The sequence below is a fragment of the Brucella sp. RRSP16 genome, from assembly GCF_052246815.1.
GTDB classification, from domain to species: Bacteria; Pseudomonadota; Alphaproteobacteria; order Rhizobiales; family Rhizobiaceae; genus Brucella; species Brucella intermedia.
Map to the genome: position 1 here is coordinate 271,400 of NZ_JBQQAM010000003.1, position 21,777 is coordinate 293,176.

Here is a 21,777-nt window from a genome sequence, read left to right on the forward strand (position 1 = left end):
GGATGGCAGTCATTTTTGAGGAAAGGGCGCAAGTTCCCGGCGCGCTGTCGTGAGGACGGTCTGCGTCAATCCTGCAAGTCTGTCGGCCGCCAGGCGGTTCACTTGCCAGAACAAGGGAATATCCAGAGCCGTATCGGGGATCAGCTCAACCAGCCGCCCGGCTTTCAGATGCTCGCCAACCAATTGCACCGGGTTCATCCCCCATCCCATGCCTGACAGGCTTGCATCGACGAAGGCCTGCGTTGAGGGAAGCCAATGCGTCGGGCAAGTCATATCGGTTCCGAGAACAGAACGGACCCAGCGATCCTGCAATCTGTCCTTCTGATTGAAGGTCAGCGCGGGAGCCTTGGCAATCGCATCGCGGGTTACTCCGTCGGGAAAATACCGGGCGATGAAATCCGGCGATGCTGTGGCGCGATAGCGAAGAGTACCAAGCGGGGTGAGACGGCAGCCCTGCACCGGTTTGGACAGGGAAGTGACAGCGGCGACGACGCGCCCCCTTTGCAGCCATTCGGCGGTGTGATCCTGATCATCGACGGCAATGTTGAAGAGATAATCCGATGCGGTGCTGAAATGCGAAATCGCTTTCAGAAACCAGGTGCCAAGACTATCGGCGTTGGTGGCTATATGAAGCGTAACGCGCTGAGCACTATTCTCGCTGCCGGACAGTCCTGGCAATTCCGCAAGAAGCTCTCGTTCGAGCATGCCGACCTGTTCAATGTGACGGCATAGCCAATCACCCTTTTCAGTGGCGGTGCAGGGCGTTCCCCGCTCAATCAGGACCGCGCCCAGCCGCTCTTCCAGATGTTTGACGCGCTGGGAGATCGCAGACGGCGTGACACTCAAAGCACGTGCGGCTTTTTCAAAGCTGCCTGTCTGCACCACCATTGCCACTGCTCTCAGAGCAGAATAGTCGATCATTAGGTGTCCTAAACTGAGTTTATCATATTTAACTATTCTAATGAGCTTCCGTCCGCTATCCAAGGGCTAACTTACTCCCAAATGGCGACCACTCATGAATCCTTCCGTCTACGTAACCGGCCTTACCATGGGCCTCAGCCTGATTGTTGCTATTGGCGCGCAAAACGCCTTCGTGTTGCGGCAGGGATTGCGGGACGAGCATGTGTTTGCGGTCAGTCTCGTTTGCGCCATATCGGATGCCATATTGATTCTCATTGGCGTGACGAGCTTCCAGAAGATCGCTGCCATCATGCCGGCGCTCGACCCCATCATGCGATACGGCGGAGCGGCTTTTCTGATCTGGTATGGTGCCCGAAGCCTCCATTCGGCCTTCACATCCTCTGCCGTACTGGCGACGGCGAACGGGGCGTCCGTAAGCCTGACCAGGACGCTGGCAACCTGTCTGGCGCTGACATGGCTCAATCCGCATGTTTATCTGGATACGGTCGTTCTTCTCGGAACGATCTCCACGCAGTTTCCGGGTTTGGAAACATCGTTTGCCGCAGGTGCGATCACTGCGTCTTTCGTGTTCTTCTTTTCGCTCGGTTTCGGTGCCCGCTGGTTGCGCCCGATTTTCGCCCGTCCATCTTCCTGGCGTATTCTGGAAGGCGTGATTGCACTTACGATGTGGTCAATTGCGCTGAAGCTCGTGATCGGCATGTAAGGAAAAAGCCGGAAGCGATAAACGCATCCGGCTTTTTTGAGTTTTCAGTGGGACGTTGTCTATAGTCCCATCGCCTTGAGTTCCTGAAGCGGAGGGATCGTCTCGAACATGACAGGATCGAGGCGGTCCCAGATGATCCCGCAGGTCGGCTTATGCGGGTCTTTAACCTCTATGGTACGGGTGGGCGTAAAAATCACGTCCGCAACCGTGTCGTAAACATCGGGCGTCAGCTTTTCGGACAGAACCTGACAATCATGCACGACAGCGGCTGCCGGCGTAGCGGCGGTGATGCGGCCCAGACGGTAGAGCATACCCCATTCGGCATCGAAGAAACCATGCCCCTTGCCGAAACGGACCCCTTCCAGATTGATGGCCCCGGTGCCCGTGACCATGTAGTCGATGACCGGCAGGGCCGAGATGTCTTTCAGCGTTACCGGCTGCCCGACACGCTCCATGCCGTCAAGCGTTGAAGCATAGAGGTAATGATCCGGCGAAATCAGTTTCGGATCGAGAACCCAGAAGCCGCGCCTGATGGAATAAGTGGTTATCAGAACGGTCTTGCCGTCCTTGAGGGCCTGAAGGCGAAGGCGGTCGAGACAATTGTCGGGCGTGATGAAGATGAAATCGGCATTCTGATAATAGCGATGGCTGGTCAGGCGGGCGACTGCCTCCTCGCCGCCTTCAAAATCCGCGATGAATTCGCCAAAGTCGAAATGGAAACGGCTATCCGGAACAGCGACCTTGCGCAACTCGTTCCACACACGTTCGCGAACGGAAGCTTTGTGATCGGTGATTTCCATGGGGACTCCTTGCATTTTAGTCTGCCGGGCTCATACCCCGGCGGGCGAGCACACGGCGCTCGCAGAGGGCTACGATCTGGTAGAAAAAGACGGACAGCATGACGGAGACCACGGCGACGGCCCAGATCATGCCGTAGTCGAGATATCCGCGCGATTGGTTGAGCAGGTTTCCAAGGCCTGTTCCGGTGGCCAGCCATTCGGCGATCATGACCCCGAGCAGAGCGCGCGGCACGGCAAGGCGGATGGCCGCGAAGAGATAGGGCAGGGAGGCTGGCGCCGACACCAGGCGTATCTGTTTCCAGACATTCGCGCCGTATGCGCGGGGTACATCCAGCGCAGCCCGGGGAACCAGCGCCATGCCCTGCGCCATGGTGACGAAGGCGGGAAAGAATGTGACCGAAATGGTGATCCAGAGGATGACGGATGGCCCGCGCCCCAGCAACAGAACGAGGAGAGGCGTCAGTGCAACCAAAGGCATCGTCTGGGTAATGAGGGCGACAGGCATGAAGCCGCGCACGATGGCTGGTTTGGCGACGGACGCGATGGCGAGTGCAAAGGCAAACAGGATGCCGGCGGCCATGCCGAGAAATGTGAGCGGCAAAGTCTGCGAAAGCGCTGTCAGCAATTTGGTCTGGGCGGCGGTCGCGGACGGAGCGAGGAACAGATAATCGAACAGTCCGGCAGGTGTTTTCGCGATCATGGCTGGCGTTCCCATGACGACAAGCAACAGCCACCACAAAAGGAACGGAAGCGCGACTGAACAGACAGTGAGAATATAGTTCAGCCCGCGAGAGCGGTGTTGGACAACATCTGGAGCGCTGGCCGGGACTGTGATTGCCTTGGTGCTGCCCGTCAGTACCTTCGCAACAACGGAGAATAGCGCATAGGCCAGCCCCGCGAGCAGGGTAGCGCACAGGCCGATGCCCCATAACCGGGTCGGTTCGGCTCTCCCGAGAGAACCGATCAGATAGGCACCAAGACCGAAGCGACCTCCGCCGCCGAATTCCGCGAGGATGGAGCCCAGAACCGCATTCGGAGCTGCAATGCGCAGACCCGCGAGAATCGACGGAAGTGCAGATCGCAATTGCGCCAGGCGCAGCACTTTCCAGCGGCTGCCGCCATATGCACGAACGATATCGACCATGCGGCGGTCCGTCTGGCTGATGCCTGTTACGGTGGCGGCCATGGTGATGAAATAACAACCAAGCGCTGCCAGCGTAATACGCGGTGTCATGCCTGAAAAAGTCAGCACCAGAATGGGCGATATGGCGATCGGAGGCAGTGCGAAAATCGCGATATTGACGCCACGTCCGAGCTTTGCAGCAGCAGGAAACAGCGCGAACAGGATGCCTGCCGCAACGGCAATGAGATTGCCGATGATAAATCCAGCGCCTGCGCCTTCAAGTGTTGCCAGTATATGGGCGGGATAGTCGGCCCGATCTATCCAGAGACGAGCCAGTATAGCCGACGGTGCCGGAAGGGCGCCATCTGCGATCAGTGAGAAGCGGCCGCATATCTCCCATATCGCAAGAAGGATAATCCAGTTGCGCAAGGTCGAGGGATGGGTGGGCGGCTTCACGTCAGCCATGCAGGGCCTCCGCGACGGCATCCTCCAGCGCGTGGAACTGCGATGTGCTGAAAACCTCAGGGCTGCGTGGGCGTTCCAATGGAATATCGATGATCTGCGCGATGCGTCCGGGGCGACTGTGCATCACCACGATCCGGTCGGCGAGGAAAACCGCCTCGTCTATGCCGTGGGTAACAAGCAGGGTGGTCGCCTTGCTTTCCAGCCATATGCGTTGAAGCTCAATATTCATCTGGCGGCGCAATATCTGGTCGAGTGCGCCGAAAGGCTCGTCGAGAAACAGAACGCGCGGATCGGTAACCAGTGAGCGGGCAATTGCGACGCGCTGGCGCATGCCACCGGAAAGCTCGCCCGGAAGCGCCTTTTCGAAGCCCTTGAGACCGACAAGAGCGATAAGCTCGGCAATTCTGTCAGACTTCGCAGAACGCGAAAGACCGAGGACATCGAGCGGCAGAGCGATATTGTCTTCGACGTTGCGCCAGGGCATGAGCGCCGCGTCTTGAAAGGCCACGCCCGTAAGTCCGGCTTTTGCGGCCTCGACGGGGCTTTTATCCATAACCGAAATCGCGCCGCTGTCGGGCCGGTCAAGACCGAGTGCCAGCCGCAACATGGTCGACTTGCCGCAGCCCGATGGCCCGATGAGTGCTGTGAACGACCGGCCGGGCATTCAAGGGAGACATCGGATAATGCAATTACATTCGTGCCACGCCCTGAAAAGGAGCGTGTCACGTTTTCAAGTTTGATCCCGGACATTTCTGGCATCAAATCTCTTCAAGCAGCGTGGTGTCGAAATGATCGCGCTTGGCGGCGATGCCGATCGTACCGAGCGCCGCGATCGTTTTTTCGATGGCTTCCTCGCTCATGGAGAATATGCCATGGGGGGACTCGATCAGCGGCTTCTGGGCAGTGTTGAAGTAGACTTCATTTTCCACTGACCGGCCCGTACCCTTAAACCAGCTGTCGATAAACTTGGGCGGGTAGGCTGCCGGGTCCTTGAGGTTTTCATCCCAGCCCTTGCGGCTTGCGCGAAGGAAAGCAACAATTTCCTTCCGCTTCGTCTTGAGCGTTTCTTCCGTAACGACCACCGTATCGTTGAAGATGGTGAAGCCGAAGTCATAAAGCAGGAAGGATACAGCCTCTTCACCGGCCTGCTTGATGGTGAAGGGAACATTGGTCGTAAAATCAAGCGACGCGTCGATTTCACCCTTGATGAGCGGCGTTGGGTCATACGCGTAAGGGACGATGTTGACCTGGGACGGATCGATCCCCGAAATCTTCAGCATTGCCTCGACCGAGATGACGTTGACCGGCGGTACTGCAAGGGTCTTGCCGATGAGATGCTTTGGTTCCCTGATCGGGTTCTTGGCGAGCGAAACAATGCCGATGGGATTCTTCTGATATTGGGCGCCGACGATCTTGAAAGGTGCGCCCTGTTCGACGATGGCCTTGATCGTCGTGTCCGGAGTGGTGAGTGTCAGGTCAGCCTTGCCCGCAATGATCGCGCTTTCGGGGATGACATCCGGACCGCCGGAAATGTAATTGAGATCAAGGCCTTCTTCCCGATAAAAACCCTTGTCGGCCGCAACAAAATAGCCGCAGAATTCCGCGTCATTGATCCAGGACGCTTGAAAGTTGAACGGCGTATTGGCAGCGGCAAAACGGCTCATCGCAGGCAGGGTGGCAGCAGCTCCCATAAGTCCGAGAAAACGGCGACGATCCAAGGCAATATTCATCGAAACTTCCTTTTGGTGCTGAATTTTCACGCAATGCCGCGCATGCGGGCGAGTTCACGCAATGGTGGAATCGATTGTATTTCCTCTGCCGAAACCTCGTGCCAGCGGACGCCGCGCGGTCGGCGACGATTGCGCGTTATTTCAATCAGACGGCTCGGTGTGGCAATGAAATCGAGAGCAATATCGCTTTCGGAAACGTTGAGGCGCTCTTCCACGATCTGCACGTCGTGGACGGCTGCGACAATGAGGGATTGCTCGTCGGCAAGCCCCAGGTCGGTGAACATGCCCCATTCCAGATCGAAGAACGCATGGCCTTTGCCAAAGCGGACTCCATCAATGGAAACAGCGGATGCGCCAGTCGCCACGACATCAAAACGACCGATATGGGTCAGGTCTTCGAGGCTGACCGGTCGACCGAAATGTTCCATCCCGTCAAGCCAGGCTGCGGCTTTCTCCAACCCCGGGGGAACGGATCCCGGTTGCAGTAGGAGAAAGCCGCGCTGCATGCCGTAAGTCGGCATGATGAATGGTGTACCCGACATGATCAGGCGACGGCGCAACTCAATCATGGAATTATCCGGCGTGACAAAAACCAGATTGGCCCTTGCAAACCCTTCCAGCGCCAGCAAACGATTGGTAGCTGCCTCGACACCCTCAAAGTCCGGAATGAATTCCGAAAATTTGAGGTGGAAGCGTGCATCAGGACGTGCGACATCTTTCAGTCGCTCCCAGATGCGCTGCCGGGTATTGCGGGAATACGCCATGGAGATTCCATGAATTTCAACGTTTCACTATCAATGAAACAAATGTTTCAGTATTGCAAGAGGCAATGATAAGCTTTTTTAGTGCATTAGAGATTCGGAATAAACGCACATGGCTTCACGTCTGGTACTGCGCATACAGGAGCGCTACGCAAAGCTCACGGCAGGCGAGCAGAAAATCGCGCAGCTAGTACTTGAGCGCGAGGACGATATTCTGATTCACTCCGCCACTGAAATCGCGGAGATGGCCGGTGTATCCAAGGCAACGACGGCCCGTTTCTTTCAACATCTGGGCTATGCCGATTTCAACGAAGTAAAACTCCAGGCGCGCGAGGAGCGCAATCGCACCGAGCCCTACGAATATTCGGCCACAATTGATGAAGAAGTGCCGCTGGTGCGTACCATTAGCGCGCATCTTGATCTGGAGATCGCCAATATCACGCGAACCTTCGAGGCGCTGCGTTCCGACAAGATGCGCGAGGCTGCGGAATTGATCGCGGCCGCGCCGCGTGTCTGGGTGATAGGAATGGGCGATGAGGAAGGGTTCGCACGCTATGCGCGGCTCCTGTTTTCCAGGCTGCGGCACAGCGTGATGATCCTTGGCATCAATCAGGGTTCATGGGCTGAAGATCTGGCCATGACCGGCCCGAAAGATGTGCTGTTGCTGATCACGCTGCCACCGCATCGGGCTCTGTTAAAGCAAATTCTGGGATATGCCGCTACGAGCCGGCTGAATATCGTGACCATTACGGATCGTGGATCGGTTTCAGAGGCGCAGCGATATGCCCGCGTCGTCCTTCCATGCCATGTCGACAGTTTCGCATTGGGGGCATCCTATACGGCTGTCAGCAGTGCCATCCGGCTTCTCGCTTTGACCTATGCTTCGCTTGCAGGGAAATCGGCGCAACAGCGGCTGGAGATCGTTGCCGGGATACACGACGAACTTGACGATATAGACTGAAGTCTCCCCTTAGTTGCTGCGCACGTGCTCCGGGCGGAAGCCGACGCCGATCAGTCTGCCAGCGAGATGCGCAAGGATTGGCCAGCGGGCGAGATGCCGCATGAAAGCGGGCGGACCATCCGGTCTCCCTTTCTCCGTTTCGCGTTTGCGGCGATCGCTGCGCATCATGAGTTGCAGCTTTTGCGTCGCCTTTGTGGGAAAGCGGCGTCGCGCCTCGACGGCTGCAAGATGGCGGGACAAGGCGTCGTTACCTTTGAGCGGCTCAGCCAGAATATTTGCGGCCGCAACAGCGTCCTGAATGGCGAGATTGACTCCAAAACCACCGATAGGCGACATGGCATGGGCGGCATCGCCGATGCATAAAAGTCCCGGTTTCCACCACTTCTTCAGTCGATCGATGCGCACACTCAACAGATGGACGTCGTCCCATGTATGTATTTCGTCCATCCGGTCAGCGGGCAATGGGGATACTTTCGCTACCGCTTCCCTGAATGCATCGAGCCCTTTCTGTTTTACCTCGGCGAAAGTCTGCTTGCGCAGCACATAACCGCATTGCCAGTAGTCGCCGCGATCGATCATGACGAACCCCTGTCTGGGACCGCCATGACCCATCGTATATGGCGGGTCATCGGGAAGGTGAGACAGTTTCATCCAGAGTATCTGGCTTGGCGAACCAAAGCTCTCGATCTCCATACCGGCTTTTGCGCGCACCACGGAGTTTCTGCCGTCGGCACCCACCACGAGTTTAGCGCTGATATTGATGGTTTCATCGGGCGTTGCCGCAACTAGACCGGTGACGTTTCCGTCCCGCTCAATCAGATCCACTACGTTGGCCGGCATTATGAGTTTGAAGTTGGGATATTTCGCAGCTTCGCGTGCAATATAATTCAGAAACTCCCATTGCGGCATGAAGGCGATGAATCTGCACCGTGCTGGAATCCTGGAAAAATCCGCTATCGTTATGTCCTGGCCGCCGATCTCCGCATGTAAGCGGTACGCCTTGGTATGGGGTAACGTAAGCAGGCCGTCCAGCAAGCCAAGCTCATGCATGATTTGAAGAGTGGATGGATGAATTGTGTCGCCACGGAAATCCCGCAGAAAATCCGGGTGCTTCTCGAGAACCGTCACGCTCACGCCTGAACGGGCAAGCAGAAGACCTAACATCAAGCCGGCTGGCCCACCGCCCGCTATCACGCAGTCCGTCTTTATGGAGTTGCTATGCGATGTGACTGGCTGCGTCATGACTTATCCACTCAACCATGCTGGTGCGGTCCAAAAGACATAAAAAGACCGGCGCTCTCGTAGGTCAAGCGCCGGCTGGAAGTCTACGCGACCAGAAGAGGTCGAAATATGAATTAATTTATCATGTTTTATTTGTCAAGTTATCAGCCAACGACCGGAAGCCGCAGAAAATGAATGCTGTAATGTTATGAACTCAAAACGGCATGTTTTTTGGCTATCCGAGAGCGGGCGGTTTGCTTTTACCGAGCTGACGTTCCCGGAAGACAGAAAACAGTCCGGCGCCTACGACGATGAGTGCACCGGCGACAATGTTCCATGTCAGCTGTTCATGGAATACCGTAACTGCGATACATGCGCCGATAACAAGTTGAAGGTAGGTGAGGGGCTGCACTTCCCCAGCCTCCAGAATGTCATAGGCACGGATCAGGAAGTAGTGACTCGCGATGCCGCAGGCGCAAAGAGCCGCCATCCAGAACCAGTCGCTCCGTGCAATAGGCATCAGATAGAAGCTGCCTACGAATGTAAGGGCCGCAGCACCAGCCATCCCGGTATAGAAGAAGCTGGTCATGGCGTCGTCGCTTTTGCTGACGGCGCGCGTCGCAACAGCATAGACGGCGAACATGACCATCGCTGCAACAGGCAGAAGCAGGGACGCGTCGAACTTGGCATTAACGGGATTTATGATCAGCAGGACACCGATCAGTCCAACGATAATCGCCGTCCAGCGCCTCCATCCCACCTTTTCACCCAAAAATGGTACGGAAAGCATGGTCACCAGCAGCGGTGCGCCCTGAAAGATCGATTGCGCCGTTGCCATGCCTGCACGGCTGAGCGCGAAGATGAAGGTCACGATTTCGGCGGCAAGCAGAATACCGCGAAAAAGCTGCAGGAACGGGCGGTTCGTCGCGGCAGCTTTGGCGATGCCGCCGGAGCGAATGGCAAGCAGAAGAACGAAAGCTGCAAAAACCCAATAGCGGATCATCGTTATCAGGATGGGCGAATAATGCGTACCAAGGTACTTCGAGATACCATCCTGCGTCGCGAAAATGGTAACCGCGAGAAGTGTGAATAGATAGCCTTGGCCTTTGCGTGTCATGGCGCACTCATATCGGGACAATCCCGCAGGTGCTACCCATAAATTCTCATATGCTCAGATAGTATGGCGGCCGGACTTTATCGACAGAAAGGCCGGCGATTAGCGCCGGCCTCTCCGTGGTCAAAAACTGCTTTCGATCAGTTTTCGGTATGGTGCTGCTTGGCGAGGTCCTCAACGCTCACGTCCGGTTCGTTGCGGGTTTTATAAAGCGAATACAGTACTCCGCTTGCGAGGATGGCCAGCGTCGCGACAAGTGACAGCAGCGTGTTGATGTGAACGCCGAGCGGCACGAGGAAAATCTTGATGCCGATAAGCACCAGAATGATTGCAAGCGAGACCTGCAGATAGCGGAACCGGTTCATCGCAGCGGCGAGTGCGAAGTAAAGCGCACGCAAACCCAGAACGGCAAAGATGTTCGAGGTGTAGACAATGAACGTGTCCTGGGTAACGGCGAAGACAGCCGGGACAGAGTCGACCGCGAAGATGAGGTCGACTGTTTCCACCATGATCAGAGCAACTGCCAGTGGTGTCAGCCAGGTGACCATCTTGCCGGTCTTCGGATGCGGTTGCTTGACCGTAAAATTGCGGCCATGCAACTCGCTGGTGATGTTGAACCGACGGCGCAGAAATTTGAAAACGGCGTTCTGTTCGATGTCGGGCGTCTCGTCCTTGTGACCGAACATCTTGAAGCCGGTGAAAACAAGGAACGCGCCGAAGAGGAAAAGAATCCAGTTGAACTCGTGCACAAGGGCTGCGCCCAGCCCGATCAGGATTGCTCTGAAGGCGATGACGCCGAGAATACCCCAGAACAAAACGCGGTGCTGATAAAGCCGCGGAATGCCGAGAAAGCCGAAGATCGTGGCGATGACAAACATATTGTCCATCGCGAGGCTCTGCTCGATCAAGTAACCGGTATAAAACTCCAGACCGGCTTCCGCTCCGCGCTGCCACCACACCCAGCCACCGAAGGCCAGTGCGATCAGAACGTAGAAGCCATAAAGCAGGAGGCTTTCCTTGGCTTCGATCTCGTGTTCGTCACGATGGAGAATGCCGAGGTCGAAGACAAGCAAGCCCACGACGACAACGATGAATGCCGCCCAAAAATATACAGGTGTACCAAGAAAATCGCCCGATAGGGCTACCATAAGCGAATCCATCGCCGGACCATCTCCATTTGAACAAGTGGAGCAGCCCCGACATCGCCATAGCGGTAGCCATGACCAGAGGGGCCCGGCGCTGCATTTCTTCAAATGTGTACGGTTTGGCCAAGTTCAAGAGTGGAACATAAATTTTTCGATGGTCCACGGGTATGGGTTCCGTTGTGAAGCCGTAAAGCAACTCCTGATATGGTGGTTACTTGCCGAACTGCGCTGAGTCTGCCACGCGGAGGGCCCGACGCCGTGCTGTCGCTATTCACCGTCCAGAGCGCGGTGCGAGTGGAAGATTTTTCAATCTAACTCAATGAATAACAAACCCAGCCTAAAGCCACCCGAGGGCTTTTGATCAGGTCCGTATGATACCGAAAGCATAGCCAGCCAGGATCAAGGCAGAAGCGAACGGGTTGCGTCCTTCCAACCGTAATCTCTCACGAACATATGTCAGGTTCCGCCGTTTCTTCTTGCCTTTCGCCGTCCACACCTTCGCGCCCGGTTGGAACGTCCAGTCGAGATAACCGGTTTTCGCGATATCAAAGACCCTCACATCCTTTTTCTCTAGGAATGTGTGATACAGGGCATGCTGGTCGATATAGTAGACACGCAAATGGTTATCTAGATAATCCCCAACGGCTTCAAAGAAGCCGATCCCCTTGGGGTCGGCGTAAACCATCGCCCCTAGAACCTGCATCCCTTCGCGTTCAAACGGCGTCCGACCATTTTGATTGCCAAGCCGGAGATAGAGGCCGACTTCTGCATCCTCTCTGGCCGGGATCGGTTGCATGACGAGACTATCTATGTCGAGAACAACAATCGGGCGGTAGTAATATCGCAGCAATGAAGGGAGACGGAAGAAACGTAGCGACTGATAGAGCACAACGGACTCACGGTCCGTCATTTCTACCATAGCGCGCGAGTCCGCGATCACTTCGACAGACATGCGAGCTCGTTCCGCACCGCTGAACCTAGAAAGAAAAGGGTGGACGAGTTCCCTTTCCAGTTGTCCGGCCCGCTGCGAAAGTCCAGGGCCAGGCGTGGGTGACACGATTAGGTGCACGTTATGGCCCGCCGCTAACGCAGATTTTGCAAATCCAACCGCATGTTTACGAAAATAGCGCTCGTCGGCCGCTGCCATCACAATAGGCAACGCCGAGGCGAAGTTTGATCCGTCCATTATGCCCCCGACAACTCTAGGTTAGGTAGCTGCGGACGATTCAAATATCAACACGAAATACCCAACGAGCCGCCAATATCTGTCTGTTTAATCCACAGGTGTGGGCGGGGGGCTGCAACGCTCATGGAGTATGATCGGGAACTGATGAAAGTCGGTGATGGAAACAAAACAAGTGCCGTTCGACCGCTGTGGCCGTTACTGGCCCCGTGATGGCTAGGGCAAAACGGCCTTGGTTGTTCCAGATTTGCTTCGAAATTATGTAAGGAAAGCAAATGGCTGGGGGACCTGGATTCGAACCAAGACTAACGGAGTCAGAGTCCGCTGTTCTACCCTTAAACTATCCCCCAGCAGGGATTTGCATACGCCTTCAACTTGGAGGCCCGCAAGCGCGACAGAAGCGTGTACTCGTTCGCGACGGCCCCCATCTAGCGAACTCAAACACCGAACGCAACACTTTTCTTTGAAAAAAATCAAAGCGATTTCAGTTATCCAGCGATTGCTTATTTCGAGTGTTCGGACCGTTGCGAAATGACTTGCAGAGAAGTGTCCTTCCCAAGCAGCCACATAAAAAAGCCCGGCCAGCGGAGGAGCGGCCGGGCAATGGGCAGGCTGGCCGGGAGGGGCCGGCATGTGAAGGTGGCGCCTGCCAGATGTAGAGTCTACCGGTTCAGCATATCCGGCGTGTTGCCTTGATCCGCAGACGTGCGTCTGCAAGTTCGCTTAAAACCTGGGTGGGGTCCTCGATGCCCCGATAATGCACTGCCGTGTAGATATCCTCACGGCGCAGCCCGATATCGCGCAGCATGTGATCGTCAAAGTCGCTCAGGTTCAGCAATTGCCGTCGACCATTGGAAAACGCCCAGCGACGCATGATCGACGTGAATACGGCTTTCACCATTTGCGTGAGCGTGGAGGTCGAGGCGCTCGTTGCCGGTAAATGCGTGGTCGTTATCTTGCTTGTCGCTGTCATGTCCGCTCTCCTTTGATTTAGCGGGGCTAGGTTATCCTTATCGTCAGGGTCATTCGCTTGCGCGGCTCCTTTTCCTTTACGATGGCGGCTTTATCCAACAATCGAATTGATTGTTCCAACGAATGTTTTTAATGTCATTCTTCAATAATAGTGATGGATCACGCTAATGAGCACGCCTCTGGATCTCGATCAGTTGCAGACCTTCATAGCCATCGCGGACATGGGCAGTTTTACGCGTGCCGCGGACGCTGTTTTCAAGACGCAATCGGCTGTTTCGATGCAGATGCGCCGTCTGGAAGAGCGCATCGGTAAACCTTTGTTCGAACGCGACGGACGGACCAATCGTCTTACCGAAGAGGGGGAGCGGCTATTGCTCTATGCACGCCGCATGATGCAGCTCAATGGTGAAACCATCGCGGCCTTCGACGATACTCAACTGGAGGGCCATGTTCGCATCGGCACACCGGACGATTATGCCGATCGCTTTCTGCCGGAAATCATGGCGCGGTTTGCACGATCGAACCCGCGCGTCGAATTGTCAGTTGTGTGCGAACCCACCGTCAATCTGGACGAAATGATCCGTCGTGGAACGCTGGATATTGCCCTTGTCACCCAGTGCGATGACAAACGCCGGTCCGAGGTGGTTCGCACGGAACCCTTGCTTTGGGTTACGTCCGCCAACCACGCGGTGCACGAAGAAGCCGTATTGCCGCTGGCTGTCGGGCGTCCAACTTGTATCTGGCGTCATGCCGCTATCGATGTGCTGGAAGCGGCCCGGCGTGATTATCGCATCATAATCACGAGCTGGTCTGCGACAGTGCTGGCGGCGGCGGTTCTTTCCGGGCTTGCGGTTTCGGTGCTTCCGGAGTGCGCGCTTCGTCCGGGTATGCGTGTTCTCGGCGAAGCTGACGGGTTTGGAATGCTGCCGGAATTCGGCATCGGCATCATGCGCGGCCATACAAAACAAAACGCTGTCGTAGATGCACTTGCGCAGCACATCATTGAAAGTCTAGACAATATATCGTCACCGCAACCGGGCACGATGGCTTCGGCTGAAATATCGCCGTTTCCTGCGGTCCGCACGAGGAGGGTGCGAGCCAACGAATTGCTTCCAGGCTGGTGACGAAGCAGTAAATCGCCGCATGGCTTCTTGACCAGCCATGCCACCTGGTTGCCTATGATGGGATGAGCATGGGTTCCGATTCGAGTTTTACCGGCGCATCGTCCAATGTCGCTGAGTATAGCGTGTCCGAGATTTCCGGCGCGTTGAAGCGCACGGTCGAGGATGTGTTCGGGCATGTGCGCGTGCGCGGCGAAATTTCCGGCTATCGTGGTCCGCATTCGTCGGGCCATGCCTATTTCGCGTTGAAAGATGATCGGTCGCGTCTTGAGGCCGTGATCTGGCGCGGCTCGATGAGCCGGCTGCGCTTCCGTCCTGAAGAAGGAATGGAGGTCATCGCCACGGGCAAGCTCACGACCTATCCGGGTTCTTCAAAGTATCAGATCGTCATCGAACAGATGGAACCCGCCGGCGCCGCGCCCTGATGGCGCTTTTGGAGGAACGCAAGCGGCGGCTGGCTTCGGAAGGTCTTTTCGATCCCGCCGTCAAGCAACTCCTCCCTTTCATGCCTCGTGTGATCGGGGTGGTTACTTCTCCAACCGGGGCAGTCATTCGCGACATTATTCACCGGATTGCAGACCGTTATCCGCTGCACGTCATCGTCTGGCCCGTGCGTGTGCAGGGCGAAACAAGCGGCCCGGAAGTGGCCGCCGCAGTACATGGTTTCAATACTTTGCCGGAAGGCGGGCCAATTCCGCGGCCCGATGTGCTCATCGTGGCGCGTGGTGGCGGCAGTCTTGAAGACCTGTGGGGGTTTAACGACGAAATCGTCGTTCGTGCCGTTGCCGCATCGCACATACCCGTGATTTCGGCTGTCGGCCACGAAACCGATTGGACCTTGATCGATCTCGCAGCCGACATTCGCGCCCCCACGCCGACAGGTGCGGCGGAAATGGCCGTGCCGGTAAAGGCCGACCTGTTGGCGGCGCTGGCGGGGCAATCCGCACGGCTTTCTTCGGCCATTTCCCGTTTTATCGATCTGAAACGGCAAAGCCACCGTTCGGCGGCGCGCGCCCTCCCATCGGCTGACCAGTTGCTGGCTTTGCCGCGTCGGCGGTTCGATGAAGCAGCTTCGCGTCTCACCCGTGCTCTTTTCGTCAATACGCAGAAGAAGCGGGTATACTTTGAAGGGCATGTGCGACAGCTATCGCCGCGCCTTCTGCAACGTCGGTTTACGGAACTGGAACGCGGTATTTCCGTTCTCGGGCAAAGATTGCCTCGAGCCCTTGAGACATTCCTGCGGGAGCGCCGAACGACCTTTACACATCGGGCAAATCGTCTATCGGCGGAGCCGATACTGCGGCGCACGAAACTCGCAACCAATTCGATGGAACAACTGGACCGCCGTCGTGACCAGGCGGTGCGACTTCTCATCGAAAGAGCCAAACGGCGCGGGCAGGAACTGGAGCGCCTCATGCGTACGCTTTCTTACGAAAGCGTGCTGGAGCGTGGTTTTGCAGTTGTCTTCGACGCAGAAGGGAAACCGGTAAAGCAGGTTGCAACCGTATCGGCGGGTGACCCCTTGTCGATACGGTTTCGCGATGGTGACGTGGCTGTCATTGCGGATGAGGGGGGCGGTAGCGAGCCTGCAAAGCCTGTTCAAACAAAGAAAGTTCAATCTCCCGAATCCGGCAATCAGGGATCGCTATTTTAGCAACAGTCGCTCGCTGTATTTTTCGCTTTGTGCCGGGTTTGTGCAGCCTTAAGGCTGACTTAAGCTTGAGCATCTTTTTCTCGCGCATCTGTCATTGCTAGAGATTCAGGATGCCGCGTAAAAAATCCCAGGACGACCTTACAAATGGCTTTGCGAAGGCTGCTTTCAGCCGTCGCGGCTTTCTCATAGGCGCCAGCGCCGTTGCATTGTCGGGCTGTGTCTCGACGGTGCCAGAGCCGTCTCAACCGGTTAAAAAACTGCCTCAACCTGCGCCGTCGCGACCGGTACCGCTGATGTACCAGGCGTTGCCTGACGAACAATTTCCGATCCCGGCCGTCGATACGAGCAAGGTCGATCCCAAATTCTGGCGGCAGGAGGTTGATTATCCAACCGATGAAGTGAAAGGCACTGTTATCGTCGATACGCCGAACAAGTATCTCTACCATGTTCTCGGTAATGGCCGGGCCATGCGCTATGGTATTGGGGTCGGGCGCGATGGTTTTGCCTGGGCGGGACGCGCAAAGATCGCTTACAAGCGCCAATGGCCGCGCTGGACGCCGCCGGACGAGATGGTCGCGCGTCAACCCGCCCTGGAGCCTTACAGCATCGCCAATGGCGGAATGCCTCCGGGGATCAAGAACCCGCTTGGCGCACGAGCGATGTATATTCACAAGGATGGGCGGGATACGCTTTATCGTATTCACGGATCACCGGAAGCCTGGAGCATCGGCAAGGCGGTATCGTCCGGGTGCATCCGTATGCTCAATCAGGATGTAATCGATCTTTACAACAATGTACGCGATGGCAGCACAATCGTCGTGATACCCGATCCCAGCAAAGGCCAGCAGGTTGCGAGCTGAAAAAAGGGCGCGAATAACGCGCCCTTTTTACTGGATTTGTTCGAGGCCTATGCTCAGTAGGCATATTCCAGAAAGATTGGGTCGACCGACCCTGCCCATACGCTGTTATATGCCTTTAGCATGCGCTCGGCGTCCGTGACGCCAGCTGCAACGATTTCCTCAAGCGGTGCGAGGAAATGCGTTTCGTCATGGCCATCGCTGTTGAGCTTGTTGCGGTTCAAAAGGCCGAGCCTGGAAATTTTCAGAGTTTCGCGCGCGACCTGTTCCAGTGGCTTGCCGCGGAAGGTTGTATTCAGTGCCTTGGCCGGAACTTCGTTGCGCAGCGCGAGAACTTCTTCGTAGGTCCAGTCCTTGGTTAGAAGCTCGGCCGCTGTCAAAGCCTCTTCGTCATAGAGCAGGCCGACCCAGTAGGCGGGAAGGGCACAGATGCGGCGCCAGGGGCCACCATCGGCTCCGCGCATCTCGAGGAAGCGCTTCAGGCGCACTTCAGGGAAAAGAGTGGAAAGGTGATTGGTCCAGTCGCCCATGTTGGGTAGCGGGTCACTTACTTCGCCTTTCAGCGCTCCATTCATGAACTGCCGGAACGTGACATGCGTGCAGTCATGATAATGACCGTCGCGCAGGATGAAATACATCGGAACATCAAGCGCCCATTCGACATAGTCAGCAAAACCAAAATTTTCCGAAAAGACGAAAGGCAGAACGCCCGAACGCTGATTGTCGGTATCGCGCCAGATATTCGAACGCCAGGACAGCAGACGGTTCGGCTTGCCTTCCGTGAATGGAGAACTGGCGAAAAGTGCTGTCGCCACGGATTGCAGCTTCATGGATACCTGCATCTTGCGGCGCATGTCCCGTTCGGAACTGAAATCCAGATTCACCTGAATGGTTGAAGTGCGGTACATCATGTCCAGACCTTCATGCCCCACTTTCGGCATGTAGTTGGTCATGATCTTGTAGCGCGATTTCGGCATGACGGGCGTTTCGGCCAAGGTCCATTTCGGGCTCCCGCCGACGCCAAGAAAGCGGATGCCGAGCGGCTCCGCAATTTCGCGAACCTGGGAAAGATGTGCATTCACCTCACGGCACGTCTGATGAATGGTGGAAAGTGGTGCCCCGGAAAGCTCAAACTGGCCACCGGGCTCAAGTGAAATCGCACCCTGTCCGGTTGGTTCTACCAAGCCGATGATATTGCCTTCATCGATGATGGGCTCCCAGCCAAGCTTGACCTGCATGCCTTCGAGGATGGCTTTGATGCCGCGCGGACCCTCATAGGGAACTGGGCTGTTGTCGGCTGTATAGAATGGAAATTTTTCATGCTCGGTGCCGATGCGCCAGGCGTCTTTGGGCTTGCATCCGCCAGCCAGATAACCTGCCAGTTGTTCAACGCCCGTCAGTGCCGTTTCGTCCGTCGTATCGCGCGCCATGCAGTCTGTCCCTAGTCGATTTTTCGCGTTTCAGCGTGATTGGACAAATTTGTCAAATCACGCAAGTCAATTCCATTGAACATCGGGTTTCGAGAATGTCATCCTGCATTGCGCCAGTCTCCGAGCACGGATTGCACCAAAGCCATGGCTGCGACGGCAGCGGTATCGGCGCGCAGGATTCGTGGGCCGAGGGGAATAGCCGTCACGTATGAGAGCCTTCGGAGTGTCTGGCGCTCGTCTTCGGAAAAACCGCCTTCCGGACCGATCAGCAATGCGGCAGGGCCGGGCTTCATGGCTTGCAAGATGGTCAGCGGATCGTCCGATTCGTGTCCTTCATCGCAGAAGATCAGGTGACGGTTTTCGTCCCACTGCTCGATGAAACGGTCAAAGCGAATGGCTTCGCGGCATTCCGGCAAGGAAAGAACGCCGCATTGTTCCGCAGCTTCTATCGCATTGGCCCTGATACGGTCGGTTCCCAGTTTCGGTACCTGAGTGTGCTGTGTAATGACCGGTTGCAGGACGCCCGCACCCATCTCCACCGCTTTTTGCACCATATAGTCCAGCCGTCCCTGTTTCAGCGGGGCGAAGCAATAGATCAGGTCACTTGCTGGGGGCTGCGGACGCGTTTGATCGAAAGGTTCGAGAAAAAGCCGCTTTTTGCCTTCCGGCCTCAGTCGTGATTTCCATTCACCGTCACGTCCGTTGAAGGCGAGGATTTCATCCCCCTCCTTCAATCGCAGGACATGGGTAAGATAATGTGCGGCCTGCGAGGCAACCTCGATCTGGTTGCCAGATTGGAGGTCGTTTTCAACGTATAGTCTCTGCATTTTGTAATTTGCGCGCATGTCAGCATCGATGGCAGAGGGCAGGGGCGGCGGTCAAGCGCTTTGGCGACGCATGTCGAGGCAATTGATGCGCATTCCTACACAAACAATTGATGGGAAATATCAGGGAAGTTGCATTTAACTAGATTGTATCCATATAGGTATGAAGCTATCTATTTGAATGGAATTGATGTGATGAAACAAGCGTGGGTCGAATTCGCGCCGCTTCTTGCCAGTACTGCCAGAGGATGGCGGAAAGCTTTCGATGCGGCGATGGCGGAACATGGTCTTTCCGACGCGAAAGCCATACCGCTGATGACCCTCTTGCGGCATGGAGATCGTATTCCTCAAGGTGTGCTGGCCGAAAGGGTTGGCATTGATGGCGCCACGATTGTCCGGGTCGTCGATGAGCTGGAAAAGGACGGCCTGATCCAGCGGATTGCCGATGATGCCGATCGTCGCGTCAAGCTCATCCAACTGACAGGGGATGGCCGCGCTCTTGCCGCCAAGGTGGAAAAGTCTGCTGCCCGTCTTCGCGCTCTTTTCCTCGGCGATTTCGACTCCGATGCGGTCGATGTCGCCATGGAAGTCTTGCGCAAGCTGAATGAGAAATTTCAAACATAGTCTTTCTGATCGGCCGTCTGACCGGAAAGACGCAGTGCGTTTAACCGGTGCCCCCACAAGCCATGACGAAACCAGCCGAAACAAACCCCAAATTTTGGGATGTAGTCTTTTCATTGAAGACTTTCGCTGCGGGCATGCTTGCGCTGTGGATCGGTTTGGTGGCCAACCTGCCCAATCCTTACTGGTCCATTGCTGCGGTCTATATCGTGGCGCATCCCTTGTCTGGGGCCACCACGTCCAAGGGGTTCTATCGCCTTATCGGTACGATTATCGGCGGCGCGGTGACCATTCTGTTCGTGCCGCATCTCGTCAATTCGCCTGAAATTCTGACATTGGCCATCGGCCTTTGGATGGGGCTTTGCCTTGCAATCAGCCTGCTTGACGGCACACCGCGCAGCTATCTGTTCATGCTTGCCGGTTATACGGTGGCAATCGCCAGCTTCGCCGTTGTTTCCGTGCCGGAAACCACATTCGACTACGCCGTGGGACGAGTGGAGGAAATCGCGATCGGCATCATTTGTGCCGCCGTCGTCAATCGTCTTGTTTTTCCGCGCCATAGCGGTCCGGTGCTCGTCAGTCGTATCGATAACTGGCTGCGGGATGGTTCAAAGCTCGCGCTCGCGAGCTTGCGGGGGGAAGGCGCGACGCCCGAATTCCTTCGGGATCGGCAGCGTTTGGCGGCAGATGCGCTGGAGCTGCGCAATCTGGCCACGCATGTTGCCTATGACACCTCGTCGATCAGGAATGTCGGTGCGCTGCTTCATGTGTTGCAGCAGCGCATGGTGGCGGTTCTTCCGATCATATCAAGCCTGCACGACGTGCTGGCGCTGAAGCCCGGTGAAAACGAGCAGCCCTGGCATCCCGCGGTGCAAAAGCTCCTGGACGAAGCTTGCGGCTGGATAGAAAGCGGCGAGAACCTGACGGAGGAACGCCGCACCGTCCTGTTACGATTGATCGAAGACATTGACCGGCACGGGAAGGATGCGACGAGCTGGGGCGAATTGCTGCCTTTCAACGTGGCTGCGCGCGTTCGCGATCTGGTCCAGATATGGAGCGATTGCATCACATTGCGTCAGGATATCCTGTCGGGTTCGAGGCATTCGCTGCGGTGGCGCCGTTATGACGCCCATCTGAAAGCTCGCCCCATGCATCGCGACTACGGCATGGCGCTTCTGTCAGGCTTTTCGGCTTTTCTGGCCACCTGCGTGGCAACCGCTTTCTGGATCGCCAGCGGCTGGTCCCAAGGCAGCGCCGCAGCCATGATGGCGGGCATCTTCTGCTGCATCTTCGCAACGATGGACGATCCTGTGCCTGTCATGCGCAAGTTCAACTGGCTGCTTCTGATCGTCATTGCGGCTGCTTTCATTTTTGAATTCGCGCTTTTGCCGCTTGTGGACGGCTTCTTCCCGCTGGTTCTGGTGCTGGGGCTTTTCCTCATTCCGGCAGGCCTGCTGCTTGCCATTCCGTCGCAATTTTTGTTGGGAATGGTTCTTTGCGTAAATCTGCCGAACATGCTCATGCTGCAGGGCCATCTGACCCACGATTTTGTGAGTTTTGCCAATGCCAATCTGGCAACGGTGCTAGGGATCGTGATCGCCGCGGCCGTGACCTCGATTGTACGATCGGTGGGGGCGGAATGGAGCGTTCGCCGCCTCATCAAGGCGGGCTGGAACGACATCGCGCTTGCCGCCGAACGTCGCCCGGGACGACATCGCCGCCAGCGCATGAACCGCCTGCTGCTCCGCATGATCGACCGCATAGGCATGATGACACCTCGCCTGGCGCTGGTTGCGGCGGCTGATGTCGCGAAGGTCGATTTGCTGCGCGACCTGCGAAACGGCATGAACACGATCGATCTTCAGCAATATCGTTCCAAGCTGCCCGAAAACTGCCGGGCGGCTGTCGATGCGGTGCTGGACGGTGTCGGTGCGCGTTACAGAGCCTTGGCCAGCAAGCCGCAGGAGGCTGATGAGATCGACAGAAATCTGCTCGTCTCCATCGACGAAGCGATCACGACCATCATCGAGAGCGGATCGCCGGCAAATGCCAAGCGTACAAGAATGGCGCTGGTCGCCCTGCGCTTCAACCTTTTCCCGAAAGCGCCGCCTTTTGCCTTGCCGCCGCGTCCGCTGATGGAACTTCCGCAAGCAGCCTAGAACAACAATGTG

Annotated in this window: 18 protein-coding genes, 1 tRNA gene and 2 pseudogenes; 7 read left to right on the forward strand and 14 right to left on the reverse strand. The window is 56.4% G+C overall.

Features of this window, described 5'->3' with window-relative positions; all coding sequences use genetic code 11:
* Window positions 1-9: 9 nt before the first annotated feature.
* Window positions 10-921, reverse strand: coding sequence for a LysR family transcriptional regulator ArgP (locus tag ACS5UA_RS06775; RefSeq protein WP_241084072.1), 912 nt, complete (start codon window positions 919-921; stop codon window positions 10-12).
* Window positions 922-1,015: 94 nt separating this feature from the next.
* Here ACS5UA_RS06775 and ACS5UA_RS06780 point away from each other — a divergent pair, with 94 nt between their 5' ends.
* Window positions 1,016-1,624, forward strand: a complete 609-nt coding sequence (locus ACS5UA_RS06780) for a LysE/ArgO family amino acid transporter (protein WP_006472482.1) — start codon at window positions 1,016-1,018, stop codon at window positions 1,622-1,624.
* A gap of 59 nt (window positions 1,625-1,683) precedes the next feature.
* Here the strand turns inward: ACS5UA_RS06780 and ACS5UA_RS06785 are convergent, their stop codons facing one another.
* The 5 genes and pseudogenes from ACS5UA_RS06785 to ACS5UA_RS06805 all read right to left on the reverse strand — a co-directional run bounded on the left by ACS5UA_RS06785 (window position 1,684) and on the right by ACS5UA_RS06805 (window position 6,506).
* Complete coding sequence (locus tag ACS5UA_RS06785; RefSeq protein ID WP_021588192.1) at window positions 1,684-2,424, reverse strand: 5-formyltetrahydrofolate cyclo-ligase; 741 nt, start codon at window positions 2,422-2,424, stop codon at window positions 1,684-1,686.
* Window positions 2,425-2,440: 16 nt separating this feature from the next.
* Window positions 2,441-4,012, reverse strand: a complete 1,572-nt coding sequence (locus tag ACS5UA_RS06790; protein ID WP_241084071.1) for an ABC transporter permease — start codon at window positions 4,010-4,012, stop codon at window positions 2,441-2,443.
* A pseudogene (locus tag ACS5UA_RS06795) lies at window positions 4,005-4,771 on the reverse strand (ABC transporter ATP-binding protein). The gene ACS5UA_RS06790 and the pseudogene ACS5UA_RS06795 overlap by 8 nt, the downstream one beginning before the upstream one ends.
* Window positions 4,771-5,742, reverse strand: a complete 972-nt coding sequence (locus ACS5UA_RS06800) for an ABC transporter substrate-binding protein (protein WP_241084070.1) — start codon at window positions 5,740-5,742, stop codon at window positions 4,771-4,773. Before ACS5UA_RS06800 ends, ACS5UA_RS06795 begins: the two are co-directional and overlap by 1 nt.
* A gap of 26 nt (window positions 5,743-5,768) precedes the next feature.
* Window positions 5,769-6,506, reverse strand: coding sequence for a 5-formyltetrahydrofolate cyclo-ligase (locus ACS5UA_RS06805; protein WP_021588188.1), 738 nt, complete (start codon window positions 6,504-6,506; stop codon window positions 5,769-5,771).
* A 109-nt stretch (window positions 6,507-6,615) separates the two neighbouring features.
* On the opposite strand from ACS5UA_RS06805, the gene ACS5UA_RS06810 reads away from it, so the two are divergent.
* Window positions 6,616-7,464, forward strand: a complete 849-nt coding sequence (locus tag ACS5UA_RS06810) for a MurR/RpiR family transcriptional regulator (protein ID WP_006468458.1) — start codon at window positions 6,616-6,618, stop codon at window positions 7,462-7,464.
* A gap of 9 nt (window positions 7,465-7,473) precedes the next feature.
* Here the strand turns inward: ACS5UA_RS06810 and ACS5UA_RS06815 are convergent, their stop codons facing one another.
* From ACS5UA_RS06815 to ACS5UA_RS06840, 6 genes are all read right to left on the reverse strand, one after another.
* Window positions 7,474-8,706 (reverse strand): FAD-dependent oxidoreductase, encoded by a 1,233-nt coding sequence (locus ACS5UA_RS06815; RefSeq protein WP_021588187.1) that lies wholly within the window; start codon window positions 8,704-8,706, stop codon window positions 7,474-7,476.
* Between the two features lie 214 nt (window positions 8,707-8,920).
* A complete protein-coding gene (locus tag ACS5UA_RS06820; protein ID WP_021588186.1) occupies window positions 8,921-9,802 on the reverse strand; it encodes a DMT family transporter in 882 nt (293 codons plus the stop codon).
* A 137-nt stretch (window positions 9,803-9,939) separates the two neighbouring features.
* Entirely contained in the window at window positions 9,940-10,959 is a 1,020-nt protein-coding gene (locus tag ACS5UA_RS06825; RefSeq protein WP_021588185.1) for a TerC family protein, read from the reverse strand.
* A 346-nt stretch (window positions 10,960-11,305) separates the two neighbouring features.
* The gene (locus ACS5UA_RS06830) at window positions 11,306-12,130 is read right to left on the reverse strand and encodes a hypothetical protein (protein ID WP_176073081.1); all 825 of its coding nucleotides are present in this window, start codon (window positions 12,128-12,130) and stop codon (window positions 11,306-11,308) included.
* Window positions 12,131-12,403: 273 nt separating this feature from the next.
* Window positions 12,404-12,477, reverse strand: a tRNA-Gln gene (locus ACS5UA_RS06835).
* A 320-nt stretch (window positions 12,478-12,797) separates the two neighbouring features.
* Entirely contained in the window at window positions 12,798-13,100 is a 303-nt protein-coding gene (locus ACS5UA_RS06840; RefSeq protein WP_031347317.1) for a DUF1127 domain-containing protein, read from the reverse strand.
* 166 nt (window positions 13,101-13,266) lie between these two features.
* Here ACS5UA_RS06840 and ACS5UA_RS06845 point away from each other — a divergent pair, with 166 nt between their 5' ends.
* From ACS5UA_RS06845 to ACS5UA_RS06855, 3 genes and pseudogenes are all read left to right on the forward strand, one after another.
* The gene (locus ACS5UA_RS06845; RefSeq protein WP_021588181.1) at window positions 13,267-14,223 is read left to right on the forward strand and encodes a LysR substrate-binding domain-containing protein; all 957 of its coding nucleotides are present in this window, start codon (window positions 13,267-13,269) and stop codon (window positions 14,221-14,223) included.
* Between the two features lie 68 nt (window positions 14,224-14,291).
* Window positions 14,292-15,874: pseudogene (gene xseA / locus ACS5UA_RS06850) on the forward strand (exodeoxyribonuclease VII large subunit).
* 110 nt (window positions 15,875-15,984) lie between these two features.
* Window positions 15,985-16,734 carry a L,D-transpeptidase gene (locus ACS5UA_RS06855; RefSeq protein WP_021588179.1) on the forward strand — a complete coding sequence of 250 codons (750 nt, stop codon included), beginning with the start codon at window positions 15,985-15,987 and terminating at the stop codon, window positions 16,732-16,734.
* Between the two features lie 53 nt (window positions 16,735-16,787).
* On the opposite strand, the gene ACS5UA_RS06860 is transcribed toward ACS5UA_RS06855, so the two are convergent.
* Window positions 16,788-18,161 (reverse strand): glutamate--cysteine ligase, encoded by a 1,374-nt coding sequence (locus ACS5UA_RS06860; RefSeq protein ID WP_241084069.1) that lies wholly within the window; start codon window positions 18,159-18,161, stop codon window positions 16,788-16,790.
* A gap of 98 nt (window positions 18,162-18,259) precedes the next feature.
* On the reverse strand, window positions 18,260-19,006 hold the full coding sequence (locus tag ACS5UA_RS06865; RefSeq protein ID WP_036593196.1) for a 16S rRNA (uracil(1498)-N(3))-methyltransferase: 747 nt from the start codon (window positions 19,004-19,006) through the stop codon (window positions 18,260-18,262).
* A gap of 174 nt (window positions 19,007-19,180) precedes the next feature.
* On the opposite strand from ACS5UA_RS06865, the gene ACS5UA_RS06870 reads away from it, so the two are divergent.
* Both ACS5UA_RS06870 and ACS5UA_RS06875 read left to right on the forward strand, forming a co-directional pair.
* Window positions 19,181-19,609 carry a MarR family winged helix-turn-helix transcriptional regulator gene (locus ACS5UA_RS06870; protein ID WP_241084068.1) on the forward strand — a complete coding sequence of 143 codons (429 nt, stop codon included), beginning with the start codon at window positions 19,181-19,183 and terminating at the stop codon, window positions 19,607-19,609.
* Window positions 19,610-19,671: 62 nt separating this feature from the next.
* Window positions 19,672-21,765: an FUSC family protein gene (locus ACS5UA_RS06875; protein WP_241084067.1), complete on the forward strand. Its 2,094-nt coding sequence runs from the start codon at window positions 19,672-19,674 to the stop codon at window positions 21,763-21,765.
* Window positions 21,766-21,777 lie beyond the last annotated feature (12 nt).